Here is a 14,391-nt window from a genome sequence, read left to right as displayed (position 1 = left end):
TCGGATGCCCGGTCGGGGACTCGGCCAGTGGCCCGGCCGGATGCCGGACCGCGCATGCCCGCCCCCGGTAAGGTGGCGCGCGAGGGGGAGCGGTGTGCTGGCCGCCGCGACCTGCGGACAGTGAGCGCCGAGCGCGGCGGGCGGGTGGTGACCGGTGGTGGCCGACGGTGCAGCGACCTCCGGGACCTCCGGGGACGGATCCGCGGTGGTCGGTGGCGGGCTGCGCGGGCGGATCCTCGCGGTCGAGGGTGGCTACGGCGGTGCGGGGCGGCGCGGTTGGAGCCGGAGCACCGGCGGCTCGGGTGGCGCGGGCGGCTCCGGCCAACTGCTCGCCACGCTGCTCGCCGCCGTCGCGCCGCAGACGCTGCTCGCCGCCGCGGCGGTGGACGCCGTGCACCTGCCGGCTGCCTGCGACCCGCCGACCGTGCTCGCCCACCTGCGCGCGGCGGCCCGGCACCCGGGACCACTGCTGCTGCACCTGAGCGGCCACCTGGTCGCCGACCGGCGCGGCGGCGGACTGTACCTGACGCTGCGCGAGGCCAGGCCCGGCGGGCTCCGCCAGGACGGGCTGAGCTGGGCCGCCATCGCTGCCGAACTACGTTCGCGCCCGGCCGACTTGGACACCCTGGTGATCGCCGACCTCAGCGCCGAGCCGGCCGCCTGGCCGCTGCTGCGGGACGTCCCGGGACCGCTGGCGGACGGTCTGCCGCTGTGGGCGGTGGTCAGCCCGGACCCGGAGCGGATCGGGACGTTCACCCGGGCGCTGACCGAGGCGCTGCACGGCGGCCGGCCGGGGGCCGGGGTGCTGCTGGCGCCGGAGCACCTGCGCGGCCAGGTGCACGCGGTGCTGCGGCCGGACGTGCTGCTCTTCGCCTCGTACCCGGCCGGCCGGCCGATCTTCCGCAACGCGGCGCGCGAGCCGGTCGGACCGCGCCTCGAACCGCAGCTCGGACCGCCGGCGGGCCGAGCGCCGGCCGTGCCGCGTGGGCCGGTGACGCTGGTCAAGGCGGGTGTACCGCCGACGGTCCGCGAGGTGCGCTGGGTCTCACTCGCGAAGGCGGCCCCGATCCCGGTCCCCGCGCCAACTCCCGTACCAGCAGCCGTTCCTACCGCTGAGCCGCCGGCCGACTACCGTGCCGCGCTCGCCCGGATCGTCCGGACCGCCGAGGCCGGAGCGCACGCCGCGGCCGCCGAACTCGCGCTCGTGCTGGAGCAGAAGGCCGTGGCGGCCGACGGGCCGGACGGCGCGGCAGTACTGATGATCCGTCAAGTCCGGGCTCACGTGGCCAGGCTGGCCGGCGATCCGGCCGCCGCGGCGGACCTCTACCACGGGGTGGCGATGGCGCTGCTGGCCGGGCGCGGGGCACAGGACCCGCAGCCCGCTCAGCCTGCTCAAGTCCCTGAGATCGAGCAGGTCGTGGCCAACGCCGAGGCCTGCTGGCGCGCGGTCGCCGATCCCGCCCGTGCGCTGGAGCTGGCCCCGCGGATCCTCGAACTGCGGACCCGGCTACCGGGCCTGGAGCAGCGCCGGCTGCGCGCGGCCGAACGCTACCGCGCCCGGCTCGCCGCCGCCGTGGCGGCCCGGTAGCAGCCGCCCTCGGACCGGGCCCGGCCCCTCCGGCAGCAAGCGAGCGGGGCACCCGCAGCGGTGTGAACCGCCGCGGATGCCCCGCTCCTGCCGAACTGGCCGTTCAGCAAACGAATCCGACGAGCTGTCAGCGTCCCGCGAGCGCGTGGACGAACTTGTTGCCGTCGATCGTGCCCAGGCCCGAGGCCAGGTCGTAACCCTTGGTGGCCTGGTAGCCGGTCACGTTGTTCCAGCCGTTGTCACCGGTGGTGACGTCGCTGATGCCGCTCCACTGCGAGGGCAGCAGCGAGAGACCGTACATCCGCCAGTTGATCTGGCCGAGGCGGTAGCCGGCGGCCTGGTCGGCGAGCGCGACGACGCCGGAGAAGAGCGGCGAGGCCTCGCTGGTGCCACCGGTCAGGTGCCAGCCGACGGCGGTCGGGTCGTACGACTCGTACGTCCAGGCCGCGCCGTCCACCGCGGCGCTCATGCTGATGTCCGGGGTGCCACGGTGCGAGCCGACCACGTTGGCCACACCGGTCTGGTACCACGGGCGGTCGAAGACGGCCGAGGTGCCACCGCCGCCGGCGCCGTACGCGTCGTGCCAGACCTTGTCCGCTGCCGTGCGGGTGCCGTTGTTGTCCAGCGTCAGCTCGGTGCCGCCGACCGAGGTGACCAGCGGGTCCGACGAAGGCCAGGAGTTGACCTTGTACGGGTACAGGTTGTTGTTGTTGTCGGAGTCGGTCACCCCGTTGTCGCCGGAGGAGGCGAGCACGGTGACGTTGTGCTCCGCGGCCTCCTTGAAGGCGTAGCGCAGGTTGGTCAGCGAGGAGTAGTCGCCCTTGTCGAAGCCCGGGAACGTGTTCTCGGTGGCCCCGAAGCTCTGGGTGATGACGTCGCCCTTGCCCTGCTTGATCATCGCCTGCTCGGCGTCCATCATCTCGGGCAGGCCGGTGACGCCCTCGGTCTCGGCGACCGCGGTCTCGACCAGGACGATGTGGGCGTCCGGGGCGATGGAGTGGGCGTACTCGACGTCCAGCGTGGTCTCGCCGGCCCAGCTCGTCATGTCCGAGTTCTTCGGGTCGAAGGTGGGGACGTTGCCCCACTTGACCACCTCGACATTGGTGTCCTGGATGCCCCACTGCTTGTCGAACGTGTTCAGGTCGTTCTGGATCGTCGGCGAGCCGTACGAGTCCACGATCACGATCGTCCGGCCCTTGCCGGTGATCCCCTGCGAGTACAGCGGGTTCAGGTTGTACGCGTTGCGGTACTGCAGCGGCGAGTAGCAGTGGATGCCGATCTGCGTCACACAGTCGCTGGTGCTGATGGGGGCGGTGCGCCCGACAGCGTCGATGTGCCCCTCGGACGCGGGGTGCAGCTTGAACGTGGCCGGAACCGGCGCGGCGGAGGCGACCGCGCTCTGCGCGGTGACGGTGCCGGCGGTCAGGGCGGTGGCCCCGACGGCGAGCAGTGCCAGCGCACGAGCGGTCACGGAGCGTCGGGGACCCGCGGTGGCGGGGGAGGTGCCCATGGAACTCCTCAAGATGGAGGGGGGATCCGACCGGGGTCGGCCCGGATATCCCATCGTGTGGAGAGCCGATGAAGCTATAGTCATTTTGGAGTCTTGACATGCCCGCATGACATGCCGACAAATGCCGCAAAGCCGTTCGGAGCCCACTCGAACGGAGCAGGTCAGCGACGTGATCGTGACCATCAGTGAATCGGACGTGCCGTCAAGTCGAGGTAAAGGCTCCTTCGGGGCGTCGGCGAACGCCTGGTGAACTCTCGATCGACCCACTCCCAATGGTCCGAACCACCGGCCAGGATCTCGCTGACCCGTGCGGTTCCCCCCGCACGGCCCGCTACCGGGAGGGAACAGCCATGCCACGTCGCCCGATCGCGACCGCTGCCGCCATCGGCGTCACGACGCTCGCCGCACTCACCGCCACCGCCGCCCCCGCGCTCGCCAACGGTCAGGACGACGCCGGTCTCTGGGGCCGGCACCACGGCCACGGCGCCGTCAGCTGGAGCGTCGGCACCCCGGTGGTGGACAAGGTCAAGGGCGGCCCGTGGACGCTCGCCCAGGGCGACCTGACGCTCGGCTCCTCGTACAGCAACAGCCTGCCGGTCTACGCGGGCGGCGGCACCGGCACCATCACGGCCGGCGGCACCACCTACCCGAACCTGGCCGTGGACCCGGCCGGCTCCGGCAGCGTGCCGGCCGCCAGCGGTGTCACCGGCAGCCCCGGCCCGCTCACCGGCTACTGCGCGAGCGGTGGCGCCACGCCGGAGACCGGGAGCGTGGTCCGCCAGCCCAAGGGCACCACGCTGCCGATGCAGCCGTACTACTTCCCGTTCGTGACCAGCCAGGACGGCGGCGACACGCTGCACGGCCTGTTCGACTACCGCCCGAAGGACGGCGACGAGGCGGTGGTCGCCGCCACCTCCACCGACCACGGCAAGACCTGGAAGTACGCGGGCGAGGCGCTGGAGCAGAACGCGGGCCTGTGCCCGAACGGCAACACCAACGACGACGGCCAGGGCCACGCCTTCACGCTGACCGTGCCCGACTACGCCGGCACCGGCCACCGCGGCGAGCTGCTCTACACGCTCTCCCGCCCGTCCGGTGACGCGCTCGGCACCAACCTGATCGTCCACCACCTCACCCCGAAGGACGGCGACCCGCTGGCGGGCCTGCCGGCCGCCGATCCGGTCGGTCAGGGCGGCGCGACGGCCGCCACCGCCGCGGTGAGCGTGCCGGCCGGTCCGGGCGGCGACGGCGTGACGATCAGCGTCGGCAGCACCGCGAACTTCGAGCAGCCCGGCCACTTCTCGGTCGACGGCGTGACCGTGGACTGCAACGACAACGCCGCCACCGCGACCGCGTTCACCGGCTGCACCACCCGCACCCCGGGCGGCGTGGCCATCGCGGCCGGCGACGCGATCAAGGCCGACGCCGTGATCCCGGCCACCGCGATGCAGACCTCCGGCCTGGTCTCGCCCGACGGCATCATCAGCACCGTCCCGCACTACCCGGGTGCGCCGAAGGGCAGCGTCGCGGTGCTGTACACCGAGAAGATCGTCAACTACTACACGCCGACCGCCACCACGGCCGCCGTCACGCTGCCCGCCGCGACGCTGCCGGTCGGCGACACCTCGCAGCTGAAGCCCGCCGGCGGCTCGGTGACGGTCAGCCTGGGCACCCCGGCCGGCATCGTGCAGGTCAGCTGCACCGGCGCCGACGCCACCGACCTGACCGGCTGCACCGGCGGCACCGGCACGGTGGCCAAGGGCAGCAGCGTCGGCGCACCGGGCGCCGCGACCGTCCCGTACGCGCAGCTGGCGGCGATCGGCGAGGGCAAGAACAAGCCGAAGTCGCTCTTCGGCAACAACGAGGACTACACCGTGGTCCGCGCCGCCTACACCACCGACGGCCTGCACTTCACCGACCTCGGCCAGGTGAACGGCCTCGGCGACCCGGGCAGCAACAGCGGCTCGGTGCTGCGCTGGATTGGCTCGCGCGGCACCGTGGTCACCAACCCGGACGGCAGCTACGGCCTCTTCCTCTCCGGCGCCTACGCCGCCGACGGTGACAGCGACGCGTTCAACCAGATCTTCTACTCCTCCTCGAAGGACGGGCAGACCTGGTCCGCCCCGCAGAAGCTGATCGGCACCGACTACACCTTCTCGGCGCTCGCCAAGCAGGCGGCCGGCGGCGGCGCTCTGGACGTCTCCGGCTACTACTCCGGCCGCGTCTACGACCCGACCGTGGTGAAGAACGACAACGGCACGCTCACCATGCTCTTCGCCGGCTACTCCACCCCGAAGCCGCTGCCGGGCACCGGCGCGACGTACGGCACCGACCCGGCCGCCCGGTACACCGTGCCGGCCGCCCAGCCCGCCGAGTACCGCACCATCCTGAGCGTCACGCTGCGCCCGCACTACGGGAACTGACGCCGAGTCATAACTGAAGAAAGGAGTGGGCGGTGGCCTCGGCCACCGCCCACTCCCGCGTAACGGCCTCAGCGGGCGCCGCCGTTGACGTACAGCGTCTGGCCGCTGACGTAGGACGCCTCCTCGCTGGCCAGGAAGACCACCACCGAGGCGATCTCCTCCGGCCTGCCTGCGCGGCGCAGCGGCGTGCGCGCGGCCACCTCGGCCTGGTGCTCCTCGGGCGTCGCACCGACCCGCTCGGCGGTCGCGGCGGTCATCGAGGTGACGATGTAACCGGGCGCCACCGCGTTCACGTTGATGTTGAACGGGCCGAGCTCGATCGCCAGCGTGGCGGTCAGGCCCTGGATGCCGGCCTTCGCGGCGGCGTAGTTGGCCTGGCCGCGGTTGCCGAGCGCGGAGCGCGAGCTGAGCGAGACGATCTTGCCGTACTGCTGCGCGACCATGTACTTCTGCGCCACGTGGCTGCAGTTGTAGGCGCTGGTCAGGTTGACCGTCAGCACCGCGTCCCAGTCGGCCTTGGGCATCTTGAAGAACAGGTTGTCGCGGGTGATCCCGGCGTTGTTCACCAGGATGTGCAGCCCGCCCAGCTCGGTGTTGACCCGCTCGAAGACGGCCGCCACCGCGTCGTAGTCGGCGACGTCGCAGCCGTAGGCGCGCGCCGTGCCGCCCTTCGCGGTGATCGCGTCCACCGTCTGCTGCGCCCGCTCGGCCGTCAGGTCGACGACGGCGACCGTGGCGCCCTCCTCGGCGAGCCGCTGGGCGGTCGCCGCGCCGATGCCCTGCGCCGCGCCGGTGACGACGGCGACCTTACCGTTGAAACGAGACATCTTGCGACTGCTCCTCAGCTGTTGTCGATGAGAACGGCGGTGCCCTGACCGACACCGACGCACATGGTGGCCAGTCCGCGCCGGGCGCCGGTGCGGCGCATCCGGTGCAGCAGCGTGGTCAGGATCCGGGCGCCGGAGCCGCCCAGCGGGTGGCCGAGCGCGATCGCGCCGCCGGTCGGGTTGACCAGCTCCGGATCGACGCCGAGCTGCTCCACGCAGGCCAGCGCCTGGGCGGCGAACGCCTCGTTGAACTCGGCCTCCTGCACGTCCTCGATCCGCCAGCCGAGCCGGTCCAGCACCTTGCGGGTGGCCGGCACCGGGCCGATGCCCATCACGTCCGGGTGCACACCGGCCGAGGCACCGGCGGCGTACCGGCCGAGCGGCTCCAGGCCGAGCTCGTGCAGCGCCGCCTCGCTGACCAGCAGCAGGCCGGCCGCGCCGTCGTTCATCGGCGAGGCGTTGCCGGCGGTCACCGTGCCGCCGGCCTTGAAGACCGGCTTCAGCTTGGCGAGCCGCTCCAGGCTGGTGTCCTCGCGGATGCACTCGTCCTGATCGACCGTCACGCCGTCGGGGCGGACCACCGGGAACAGCTCGGCGTCGAAGTGGCCGTCCTTGCGGGCCGCCGCCGCGCGCTGGTGACTGCGCAGCGCGAAGGCGTCCTGCCGCTCGCGGCTGATCGCGTAGCGCTCGGCCACCTGCTCGGCGGTCTCGCCCATGCTCAGCACGCCGTGCAGCTCGTGCATCCGGGGGTTGGTCAGGCGCCAGCCGAGCCTGGTGTCGAAGGTCTCCAGCTTGTGCGGCAGCGCCTCGTCAGGGCGGGGCAGCACGAACGGCGCGCGGGTCATCGACTCGCAGCCGCCCGCGACGACGATCTCCGCCTCGCCGGCCGCGATCGTGCGGGCCGCCATCGTGACGGCCTCCAGGCCGGAGGCGCAGAGCCGGTTGACGGTGGCGCCGGGCACGCTGTCCGGCAGACCGGCCAGCAGCACGGCCATCCGGGCCGCGTTGCGGTTGTCCTCGCCGGCCTGGTTCGCGGCGCCCCAGTAGACGTCGTCGATCCGGGCCGGGTCCAGGGTGGGGACGTCGGCGAGCAGTTGGCGCAGCACGGCGGCCGAGAGGTCGTCAGGGCGGACCGTGGAGAGCGCACCGCGCAGCCGCCCGATCGGGGTACGGCGGGCGGCGGCGAAGTAGACGGGACGCAACGTTGGGCTCCGTTCTAGAACGCGTTGACGCCGGTCAGCGACCGGCCGATCAGGAGTTTGTGCACCTGGCTGGTGCCCTCGTAGAGCGTCATCACGCGGGCGTCGCGCAGCAGCTTGCCGACCGGGTACTCGTCGATGAAGCCGTAGCCGCCGAACACCTGCAGCGCGTTGTTCGCGGCGCGCACCGCGGCCTCGCTCGCGAAGAGCTTGGCGACCGAGGACTCGGTGGCGAACGGCAGTCCGCGCTCGATGTGGTCGGCGACCCGCCAGGTCAGCAGTCGGGCCGCGTCCAGGTCCACCGAGATGTCCGAGATCAGCTCCTGCACCAGCTGGTAGGAGGCGATCGGCTTGCCGAACTGCTCGCGCTCGGTGGCGTAGCGCACCGCCGCGTCCAGGCAGGCCTGGACGATGCCGACACAGCCGGCCGCGACCGACATCCGCCCCTTGGCGAGCGCGGCCATGGCGACCGTGAAGCCCTTGCCCTCGGGGCCGAGCCGCGCGCTGTCGGGCACCCGGACCTGGTCGAAGGTCAGCTCGGCGGTGGCCTGGCCGCGCAGGCCGAGCTTGCCGTGGATCTCCCGGCGCTCGAAGCCGGGGGTCGCGGTCGGGACCAGGAAGGCGGTCACGCCGCGGTGGCCGAGCTTCTCCGGGTCGGTGCCGCCGGTGCGGGCGAAGACCAGCGCGACCTCGGCCCAGGTGCCGTTCGTGATGAACATCTTCGAGCCGCTGATCAGCCAGCTGTCGCCGTCGCGGACGGCCTTCGTGGTCAGGTTGGCGGCGTCCGAGCCGGTGCCGGGCTCGGTGAGCGCGAAGCAGGCGAGCGCGTCGCCGGAGCAGAGCCGGGGCAGCCAGTACCGCTTCTGCTCCTCGGTGCCGAAGCTGTTGATCGACTTGCCGACCAGCCCGAGCGAGACCGAGACGATGCCGCGCACCGAGGAGTCGCCGCGGCCGAGCTCCTCCAGCACCAGGCAGTAGGCGAGGTGGTCGCCGCCGCTGCCGCCGTACTGCTCCGGGATGGTCAGGCCGAGGAAACCGAGTTTGCCGAGTTTGCCGATGACCGCCCGGTCGACCGACTCGGCGCGGTCCCAGTCGGCGGCGAACGGCGTGATCTCGCGATCGGTGAAGTCCGCCGCGAGCGCCCGGACCGCGACCTGTTCCTCGGAGAGTTCCAGGTTCATCGTCAGCCCCTTAAACTAGCGGTGCAAGTTTTTTGGACTCTAGCCCGCCCGGGACCGATCTGGGAAGGGGCGCTCTGGGAAGCCCTGCGAGAATGACCGTCCCGCCACCCGACCGGAGGAGTCAGCGTCATGGCCCGGCCCCGCACTCCGCTGCTCAGCCGCGAGCGGATCGTCGGCGCCGCACTGGCGCTGGTGGACGCCGACGGGCTGGACGCGCTCTCCACCCGGCGGCTGGCGACCGAGCTCTCGGTCAGCGGGCCCTCGCTCTACAACCACTTCGCGACCAAGGACGAGCTGCTCGACGCGGTGGTCGACAGCGTGATGGGCGAGGTGGACCTGGGGATGTTCGGCGCCGACCGGGCTGTGGGTGGGACGGACTGGCGGACGGCGCTGCGCGACTGGGCCCGCTCCTACCGGGCCGCGCTGGCCGCGCACCCGCACATCGTGCCGGTGCTCGCGCAGGGGCCCGGCCGGCGGCCGAACGCGCTGCGGCTGGCCGACGCGGTCTTCGGCTGCCTGGTCGCGGCCGGCTGGCCGCGCGGGCAGGCGACCAGGATCGGCGCGCTGATGCGCTACTTCATCACCGGCTCGGCGCTCGGCTCGTTCGCGGCCGGGTTCCCGGAGGACGCCGAGCTGTACGCGGGGGAGTACCCACACCTGGGCGAGGCGCACCGGCTGGCCGAGCATCGGCGGCAGATCGACGAGGGCGCGTTCGAGACCGGTCTGGAGGCGCTGCTCGACGGTCTGGAGCTGCGCTACCTGCGGACCGTCGCGGCCGGTGCCCAGCCGGCCGTCGATGCCCCGTCCGCTGGTCCGCCCGCTGCCGAGGACGACTGAGGGCGACTGAGGGCGGAACCGGCGGCGGCCGCGACCCGGGGTCACCCGGATCGCGGCCGCCGCCGGCGCTATTGCTGAGAATGCGTCAGACCTGCGGGCCCGCCGGGTCCTGGCGGCCGTACAGCGGCGCGTTCAGCTTCGGGGCGTTCAGCTTCGGCGTGGCAGCCTTCGGCGCCGCGCTGTTCGGCGTGACGGCCAGCTTGCTGTCGAACAGCGAGGTGGTCGGGGCGAAGCCGTCCAGCAGGCCGAGCGGCTCGATCCGGATCAGGTGCGAGGGCGCGTAGAAGTGGTAGCCGTAGTGCAGGCGCGCGCGGTTGTGCGCGTCGACGGTCGGCTCGTTCGTGCCGTCGGCGGCGGTCGCGACCAGGCCGGTGTGGCTCTTGGTGACACCCGGGCCGGCGTACGTGACGACGACGTCGCCCGGACGGGCCTGCTCGGGGTGGTCGCCGACATCGGTGCCGAGGTGGCTGTCCATCAGGTAGTCGTACAGGTTGTGGTACTGCGGAAGATCGCTGATCAGCAGCAGGTCGTACGTCTTGCCGTTCGGCGCGGTGTAGTTGAAGTAGGCGTCCTGCGAGTCGTCCGGGCCGAGCCCGGGCACCAGGCCGGCCGCGGCGAGCGCGCGGGCGACGTACTCGGCGCACTGGTAGTTGTCCTGGTCGGCACCGAACGCGACCGGCGTGCTGTCGTTCCACGCCGTCCAGTTCCAGTGGCTCTCGGCCCAGTTGACCTCGACGCCGCGCAGCAGGTCGCTGAACGAGGGCACGCCACCGTCGGTGGTGGTGGTGGTGGTGGTCTTCGTGGCGGTGGTCGACGCGGTGTCGGCGAAAGCGGGTGCGGCGAGCACCGGTGCGCCCGCGCCGAGCAGGCCCACCACGAGTGCGGCGCCGGCGATCCGGCGGTTGATGGTCTTACGCATGGTCAGAATCCCCCCAGGCATTGGAATACGTAGGATGTGTGATCCAAACGTAGAGGATGCTCTGACCTGCCACGACGTCGGGGTGGTTGCCCGGGGCGACCACCGGGGAGCCCCGGTGGTCGCCGGGGTCACCAGCGCTACCAGGGCGTGCGGGCCACGAAGGCCGGGCGCAGCGCGGGGTCCACCGGGTCGTAGTACCGGTGGTAGACGGGGGTCAGTCCGCCCGACACCGGCGGCACGATCCAGCTCCAGTCCACCGGGGTGGACCGACCCAGCTCCTCCTCCCGGGCCAGGTGCTTGAGGAACCGCGCCGACTCGGTGTGGTGGTCGGCGATCGTCACGCCGGCCCGGTGGTAGGAGTGCAGCACGGCCACGTTGATCTCGACCAGCGCCCGGTCCCGCCAGAGCGTGCGCTCGTGCGAGGTGTCCAGGCCGAGCCGCTCGGCCACCTCGCCGAGCAGGTCGTAGCGGTCCGCGTCGACGAGGTTGCGGGCGCCGATCTCGGTGCCCATGTACCAGCCGTTGAACGGCGCGGCCGGGTAGCGGATGCCGCCGATCTCCAGCGTGGTGTCGCTGATCGCGGGCACCGCGTACCAGCGCAGGCCCAGCTCGGCGAACCAGGCGTACGAGGGGTGGCTGAGCGGCACCTCCAGCGTGCTGTCGTCCGGCAGTTCGTACCAGTGCGGCTGCTCGTCCGGCCGCTCCTGGATCAGCAGCGGCAGCACGTCGAACCGGCCGTCGCCGCGCTTCCAGCCCAGCTCGGCGGCGCGGGCGGCGAGCGGCCCGCCGGCCGGGTCGCCGATCCAGCCGGTGCCGGAGGGGTCCGGGTGGCCGGCGTAGCGGACCAGCTGGTTGTTCAGGATCCGGGGTGCGGGGCGGCCCGGGCGGTCGGGGGCGAAGATGCTGATCACCGGCCGGATCCGGCCGCCGTTGCCGGCGATCCGCAGGTGCTCGAAGCACTGCTCGGCGATGTCGTCCGCCGAGGAGTGCGCGCGCATGTCGCGGACCACCAGGCTGCGCCAGTACAGCCGGCCGATGCAGCGGGCGGCGTTGCGCCAGGCCACCTTGGCGCCGAAGGTCAGCTCCTCGGAGGTGTGCTGGTAGGTGCCGGTCCGGTCGATCTCGTCGAGCACCTCGCGCACGCGCGGCTGCGGGTCGCCGGCCTCCGGCTGCTCGGTGTAGAACTGCCGGATGAAGGCCTCCGCCTCGCCGGAGTCGGTGAAGGGCGGCGTGAACAGGCCGGCCGACACCCGCCGTTCCTGCTCGCGGACGGTCGGGCCGCCGCCGACGGGGCCGCTGCCATGGCCCATCGGGCAGACCGCTGCTGCCGCAGGGGCCGTGGCGCGCCTTCCGGTGCGTATCCGGCTGAAGATCACAGGACGTCCTTTCCCGCCCCCCAGCGGTTTCCGGCCTTATGAATACCGCAGGTAATCGCATGAGTGTGCCGGAGTGACCGAAGTCTGCACGGGGTCCACCCGGCACGCGCTATGCTGGCGGATCTTGCGGAGTTTTTGTAATGCTCATGCCATCCGACTCTCCGGGCGCTGGTCAGAGCGCTGGTCCTGGCCCTGCTCCGACTCCTGCCCCTGCTCCGCGATGGTCGCGTCGGCAGCCGCCATCCGCTCGTGCGGCCGGCGCACCAGCAGGTAGGCGACTCCGATCAGGGTCACCGTGCCGACCCCGAGCAGCGCGGCCCAGACCTGGTACCAGGGCGCTCCGGGCGGGGCCAGAATCGCCCGCGGCCAGCAGATGTTGACCACCTCCAGGCCGGTCCAGAGCACTGCGAGCGCGTTCAGCACGGTACCCGCCCGGCCGTAGACGACCTCGCCGGACGGCCGCCAGCCGCGCAGCCGGGCGAGCAGTGCGGCGAGCGTCAGCAGGAAGAACGGCAGGAAGGTCGCCGCGCTGCCGAAGGTGATCAGGCTGCCCATCGCGGTCGCCTTCAGCCCGAGCGGCAGTGCCGCACAGCTGATCAGGGTGGCCGCGACCAGCCCGCCGATCGGCGCCTGGTGCTTGTTGACCTTGCGCACCTTCGCCGAGAACGGGAAGACGCCGTCCCGGGCCAGCGAGTACAGCCCGCGGGCCGCGCCGCCCTGCGAGGCCATCAGGCAGGCGGTGAAGCTGACCAGCACGACCAGGACGAACGGCTTGGCCGACCAGTCGCCGAACGAGCTGGTGACGGCCGTGGTGACCGGGTCGAGGTCCTTGCCGGCCACCACCGCGGCCGGGTCCGGATGGGCCAGCGCGACCCCGACCGCGTTCAGGATCACCACCGCGCCGACGCTCAGCAGCGCGTACCACATCGCGCGCGGCACCTGGCGGCCCGCGTCCTTGGTCTCCTCGGCGGTCGACACACAGGCGTCGAAGCCGATGAAGGCCCAGCCGCCGACCGCGACCACGGCCAGGAAGGCCGCCAGGCCGGTGGTGCCGTTCGCGGCCGGTGCGCCGAGCGTGTCGGTGAGCAACGCGAAGCCGTGCTTGCGGAAGAGGAGCAGCAGCGAGACGCCGACCAGCACCGAGGCGATCGCCTCGGCCGCGATGCCGAGCGAGACGAACCAGCGCAGCAGGTTGATCCCGTAGGCGTTGACCAGCGCGCAGAGCAGCGTGAAGCCGGCCGAGACCAGCACGAGCAGGGCCGGTGTCGGGGTCGCGCCGAACAGCGCGAAGACCCAGGGGGAGGCGAGGTAGGCGACCGTGGTGTTCGCGAACATCACCGCGAACTGCCAGAGCCAGCCGCTCAGCCAGGCGAAGGACGGCCTGGCGAGCCGGCGGGTCCACTGGTACGCACCGCCGGCCAGCGGCCACTGCGAGGCGAGCTCGGAGTAGACGCAGACCACCAGGACCTGGCCGAGCAGGCAGACCGGCAGTGCCCAGACCCAGGCGCCGCCGTCGATGCTCAGGCCGAGTTGGGCGACGGCGTAGAGGCCGACGACGGGGGAGACGACGGCGAAGCCCATCGCGATGTTGCCGAGGACGCCGAGGCTGCGGCGCAGTTCCTGGCGGTAGCCGAGGGCGGCCAGCCGTTCGCTGTCGCCGGGCTGCCGGTGCGGGAGGTGTTCTGTCATGCGGGTCCGCCTGGGGGTGGGTGGGGGCGTAAAACTAACTTAGTTAGTCCGGGACGGTAGAGCACCGGGCCGGGCGAGGGGAAGGGGCGACACCGGGCTGTAATCTGGCGCCGGGAATCAGGAGTGGCACCAGGAGTGGGGGTGGGGCGTGGGGCGGCCGGTGAAAGCGCTGCTGAGCAGGGAGAACATCGCCCGGGCGGCGCTCGCGGTGGTCGATCAGGACGGCCCGGGCGGTCTCACCATGCGGGCGCTCGCCGACCGGCTGGGGGTGAAGGCTGCCTCGCTCTACAACCACGTGGCCGGCAAGGACGAGCTGCTGGACGCGCTCGCCGAGCTGGTCAACGCCGAGATCGACCACGGTCCGCTGCATGTGGCCGCGACTGCGGTCGGTAGCGGTGGAGACGGTGGTGGTGTCGACAGTGGCGGTGCCGACTGGCGGGCCGCGATCGCCGAGTACGCGCGCGGCTACCGGCGGGTCTTCCTGCGGCACCCGAACACGATCGCGCTGCTGGCCCGTCGCCGGGTCGAGGCGGATCGCCAGCTGCTCGGCTACGACGCGCTGCTCGCCGCGCTCGGCCGGGCCGGGCTGGCCCCGGCCGACGCCGCCGAGGCCGCGGCCGCGCTGGACTACCTGGTGCTCGGCTCGGCGCTGGAGACCTTCACCGAGGGCTTCACCCGCCCGGCCGCGGACTACCGGCCCGAGTATCCGGCGCTGGCCGGCGCACTGGACGCCTCGGCCGCCCGAGGCGGCGGACCGGGCGGCCTGGACGACCGCGGCTTCGAGCTGGCGCTGCGGCTGCTGCTCAACGGGCTGGTTGTCGAGAAGATCTGACGGAGGATCA

General features: G+C 72.5%; 11 protein-coding genes. 4 read left to right on the top strand and 7 right to left on the bottom strand.

Going from position 1 to position 14,391, the window contains the following annotated elements:
- The first annotated feature begins 157 nt into the window (after positions 1 to 157).
- Entirely contained in the window at positions 158 to 1,588 is a 1,431-nt protein-coding gene (locus tag AC060L_RS05190) for a hypothetical protein (RefSeq protein WP_483797271.1), read from the top strand.
- A gap of 127 nt (positions 1,589 to 1,715) precedes the next feature.
- Here the strand turns inward: AC060L_RS05190 and AC060L_RS05185 are convergent, their stop codons facing one another.
- Positions 1,716 to 3,098, bottom strand: coding sequence for a S53 family peptidase (locus tag AC060L_RS05185; protein WP_483797270.1), 1,383 nt, complete (start codon positions 3,096 to 3,098; stop codon positions 1,716 to 1,718).
- A 350-nt stretch (positions 3,099 to 3,448) separates the two neighbouring features.
- Between AC060L_RS05185 and AC060L_RS05180 the strand changes: the two genes are divergently transcribed.
- On the top strand, positions 3,449 to 5,521 hold the full coding sequence (locus AC060L_RS05180; protein ID WP_483797269.1) for a hypothetical protein: 2,073 nt from the start codon (positions 3,449 to 3,451) through the stop codon (positions 5,519 to 5,521).
- A 68-nt stretch (positions 5,522 to 5,589) separates the two neighbouring features.
- Here AC060L_RS05180 and fabG read toward each other — a convergent pair whose 3' ends face one another.
- From fabG to AC060L_RS05165, 3 genes are read right to left on the bottom strand one after another with little or no spacing between them, the layout of a single operon-like run.
- A complete protein-coding gene (gene fabG, locus AC060L_RS05175; protein ID WP_483797268.1) occupies positions 5,590 to 6,348 on the bottom strand; it encodes a 3-oxoacyl-ACP reductase FabG in 759 nt (252 codons plus the stop codon).
- Positions 6,349 to 6,362: 14 nt separating this feature from the next.
- Complete coding sequence (locus AC060L_RS05170) at positions 6,363 to 7,550, bottom strand: thiolase family protein (protein WP_483797267.1); 1,188 nt, start codon at positions 7,548 to 7,550, stop codon at positions 6,363 to 6,365.
- A 14-nt stretch (positions 7,551 to 7,564) separates the two neighbouring features.
- A complete protein-coding gene (locus AC060L_RS05165) occupies positions 7,565 to 8,728 on the bottom strand; it encodes an acyl-CoA dehydrogenase family protein (protein ID WP_483797266.1) in 1,164 nt (387 codons plus the stop codon).
- A 129-nt stretch (positions 8,729 to 8,857) separates the two neighbouring features.
- Here AC060L_RS05165 and AC060L_RS05160 point away from each other — a divergent pair, with 129 nt between their 5' ends.
- Positions 8,858 to 9,565 (top strand): TetR/AcrR family transcriptional regulator, encoded by a 708-nt coding sequence (locus tag AC060L_RS05160; RefSeq protein ID WP_483797264.1) that lies wholly within the window; start codon positions 8,858 to 8,860, stop codon positions 9,563 to 9,565.
- Between the two features lie 85 nt (positions 9,566 to 9,650).
- Here the strand turns inward: AC060L_RS05160 and AC060L_RS05155 are convergent, their stop codons facing one another.
- The 3 genes from AC060L_RS05155 to AC060L_RS05145 all read right to left on the bottom strand — a co-directional run bounded on the left by AC060L_RS05155 (position 9,651) and on the right by AC060L_RS05145 (position 13,549).
- The gene (locus tag AC060L_RS05155) at positions 9,651 to 10,484 is read right to left on the bottom strand and encodes a hypothetical protein (RefSeq protein WP_483797263.1); all 834 of its coding nucleotides are present in this window, start codon (positions 10,482 to 10,484) and stop codon (positions 9,651 to 9,653) included.
- Positions 10,485 to 10,621: 137 nt separating this feature from the next.
- Positions 10,622 to 11,794 carry a nitric oxide synthase oxygenase gene (locus tag AC060L_RS05150; RefSeq protein ID WP_483797262.1) on the bottom strand — a complete coding sequence of 391 codons (1,173 nt, stop codon included), beginning with the start codon at positions 11,792 to 11,794 and terminating at the stop codon, positions 10,622 to 10,624.
- A gap of 210 nt (positions 11,795 to 12,004) precedes the next feature.
- Complete coding sequence (locus tag AC060L_RS05145; RefSeq protein WP_483797261.1) at positions 12,005 to 13,549, bottom strand: APC family permease; 1,545 nt, start codon at positions 13,547 to 13,549, stop codon at positions 12,005 to 12,007.
- 160 nt (positions 13,550 to 13,709) lie between these two features.
- Between AC060L_RS05145 and AC060L_RS05140 the strand changes: the two genes are divergently transcribed.
- Positions 13,710 to 14,381, top strand: coding sequence for a TetR/AcrR family transcriptional regulator C-terminal domain-containing protein (locus tag AC060L_RS05140; RefSeq protein ID WP_483797260.1), 672 nt, complete (start codon positions 13,710 to 13,712; stop codon positions 14,379 to 14,381).
- Positions 14,382 to 14,391 lie beyond the last annotated feature (10 nt).

This window comes from Kitasatospora sp. NEAU-69 (genome assembly GCF_057158765.1).
Note: the sequence above shows the minus strand (reverse complement) of the source record. Positions and strands in the feature narration are given on the sequence as shown.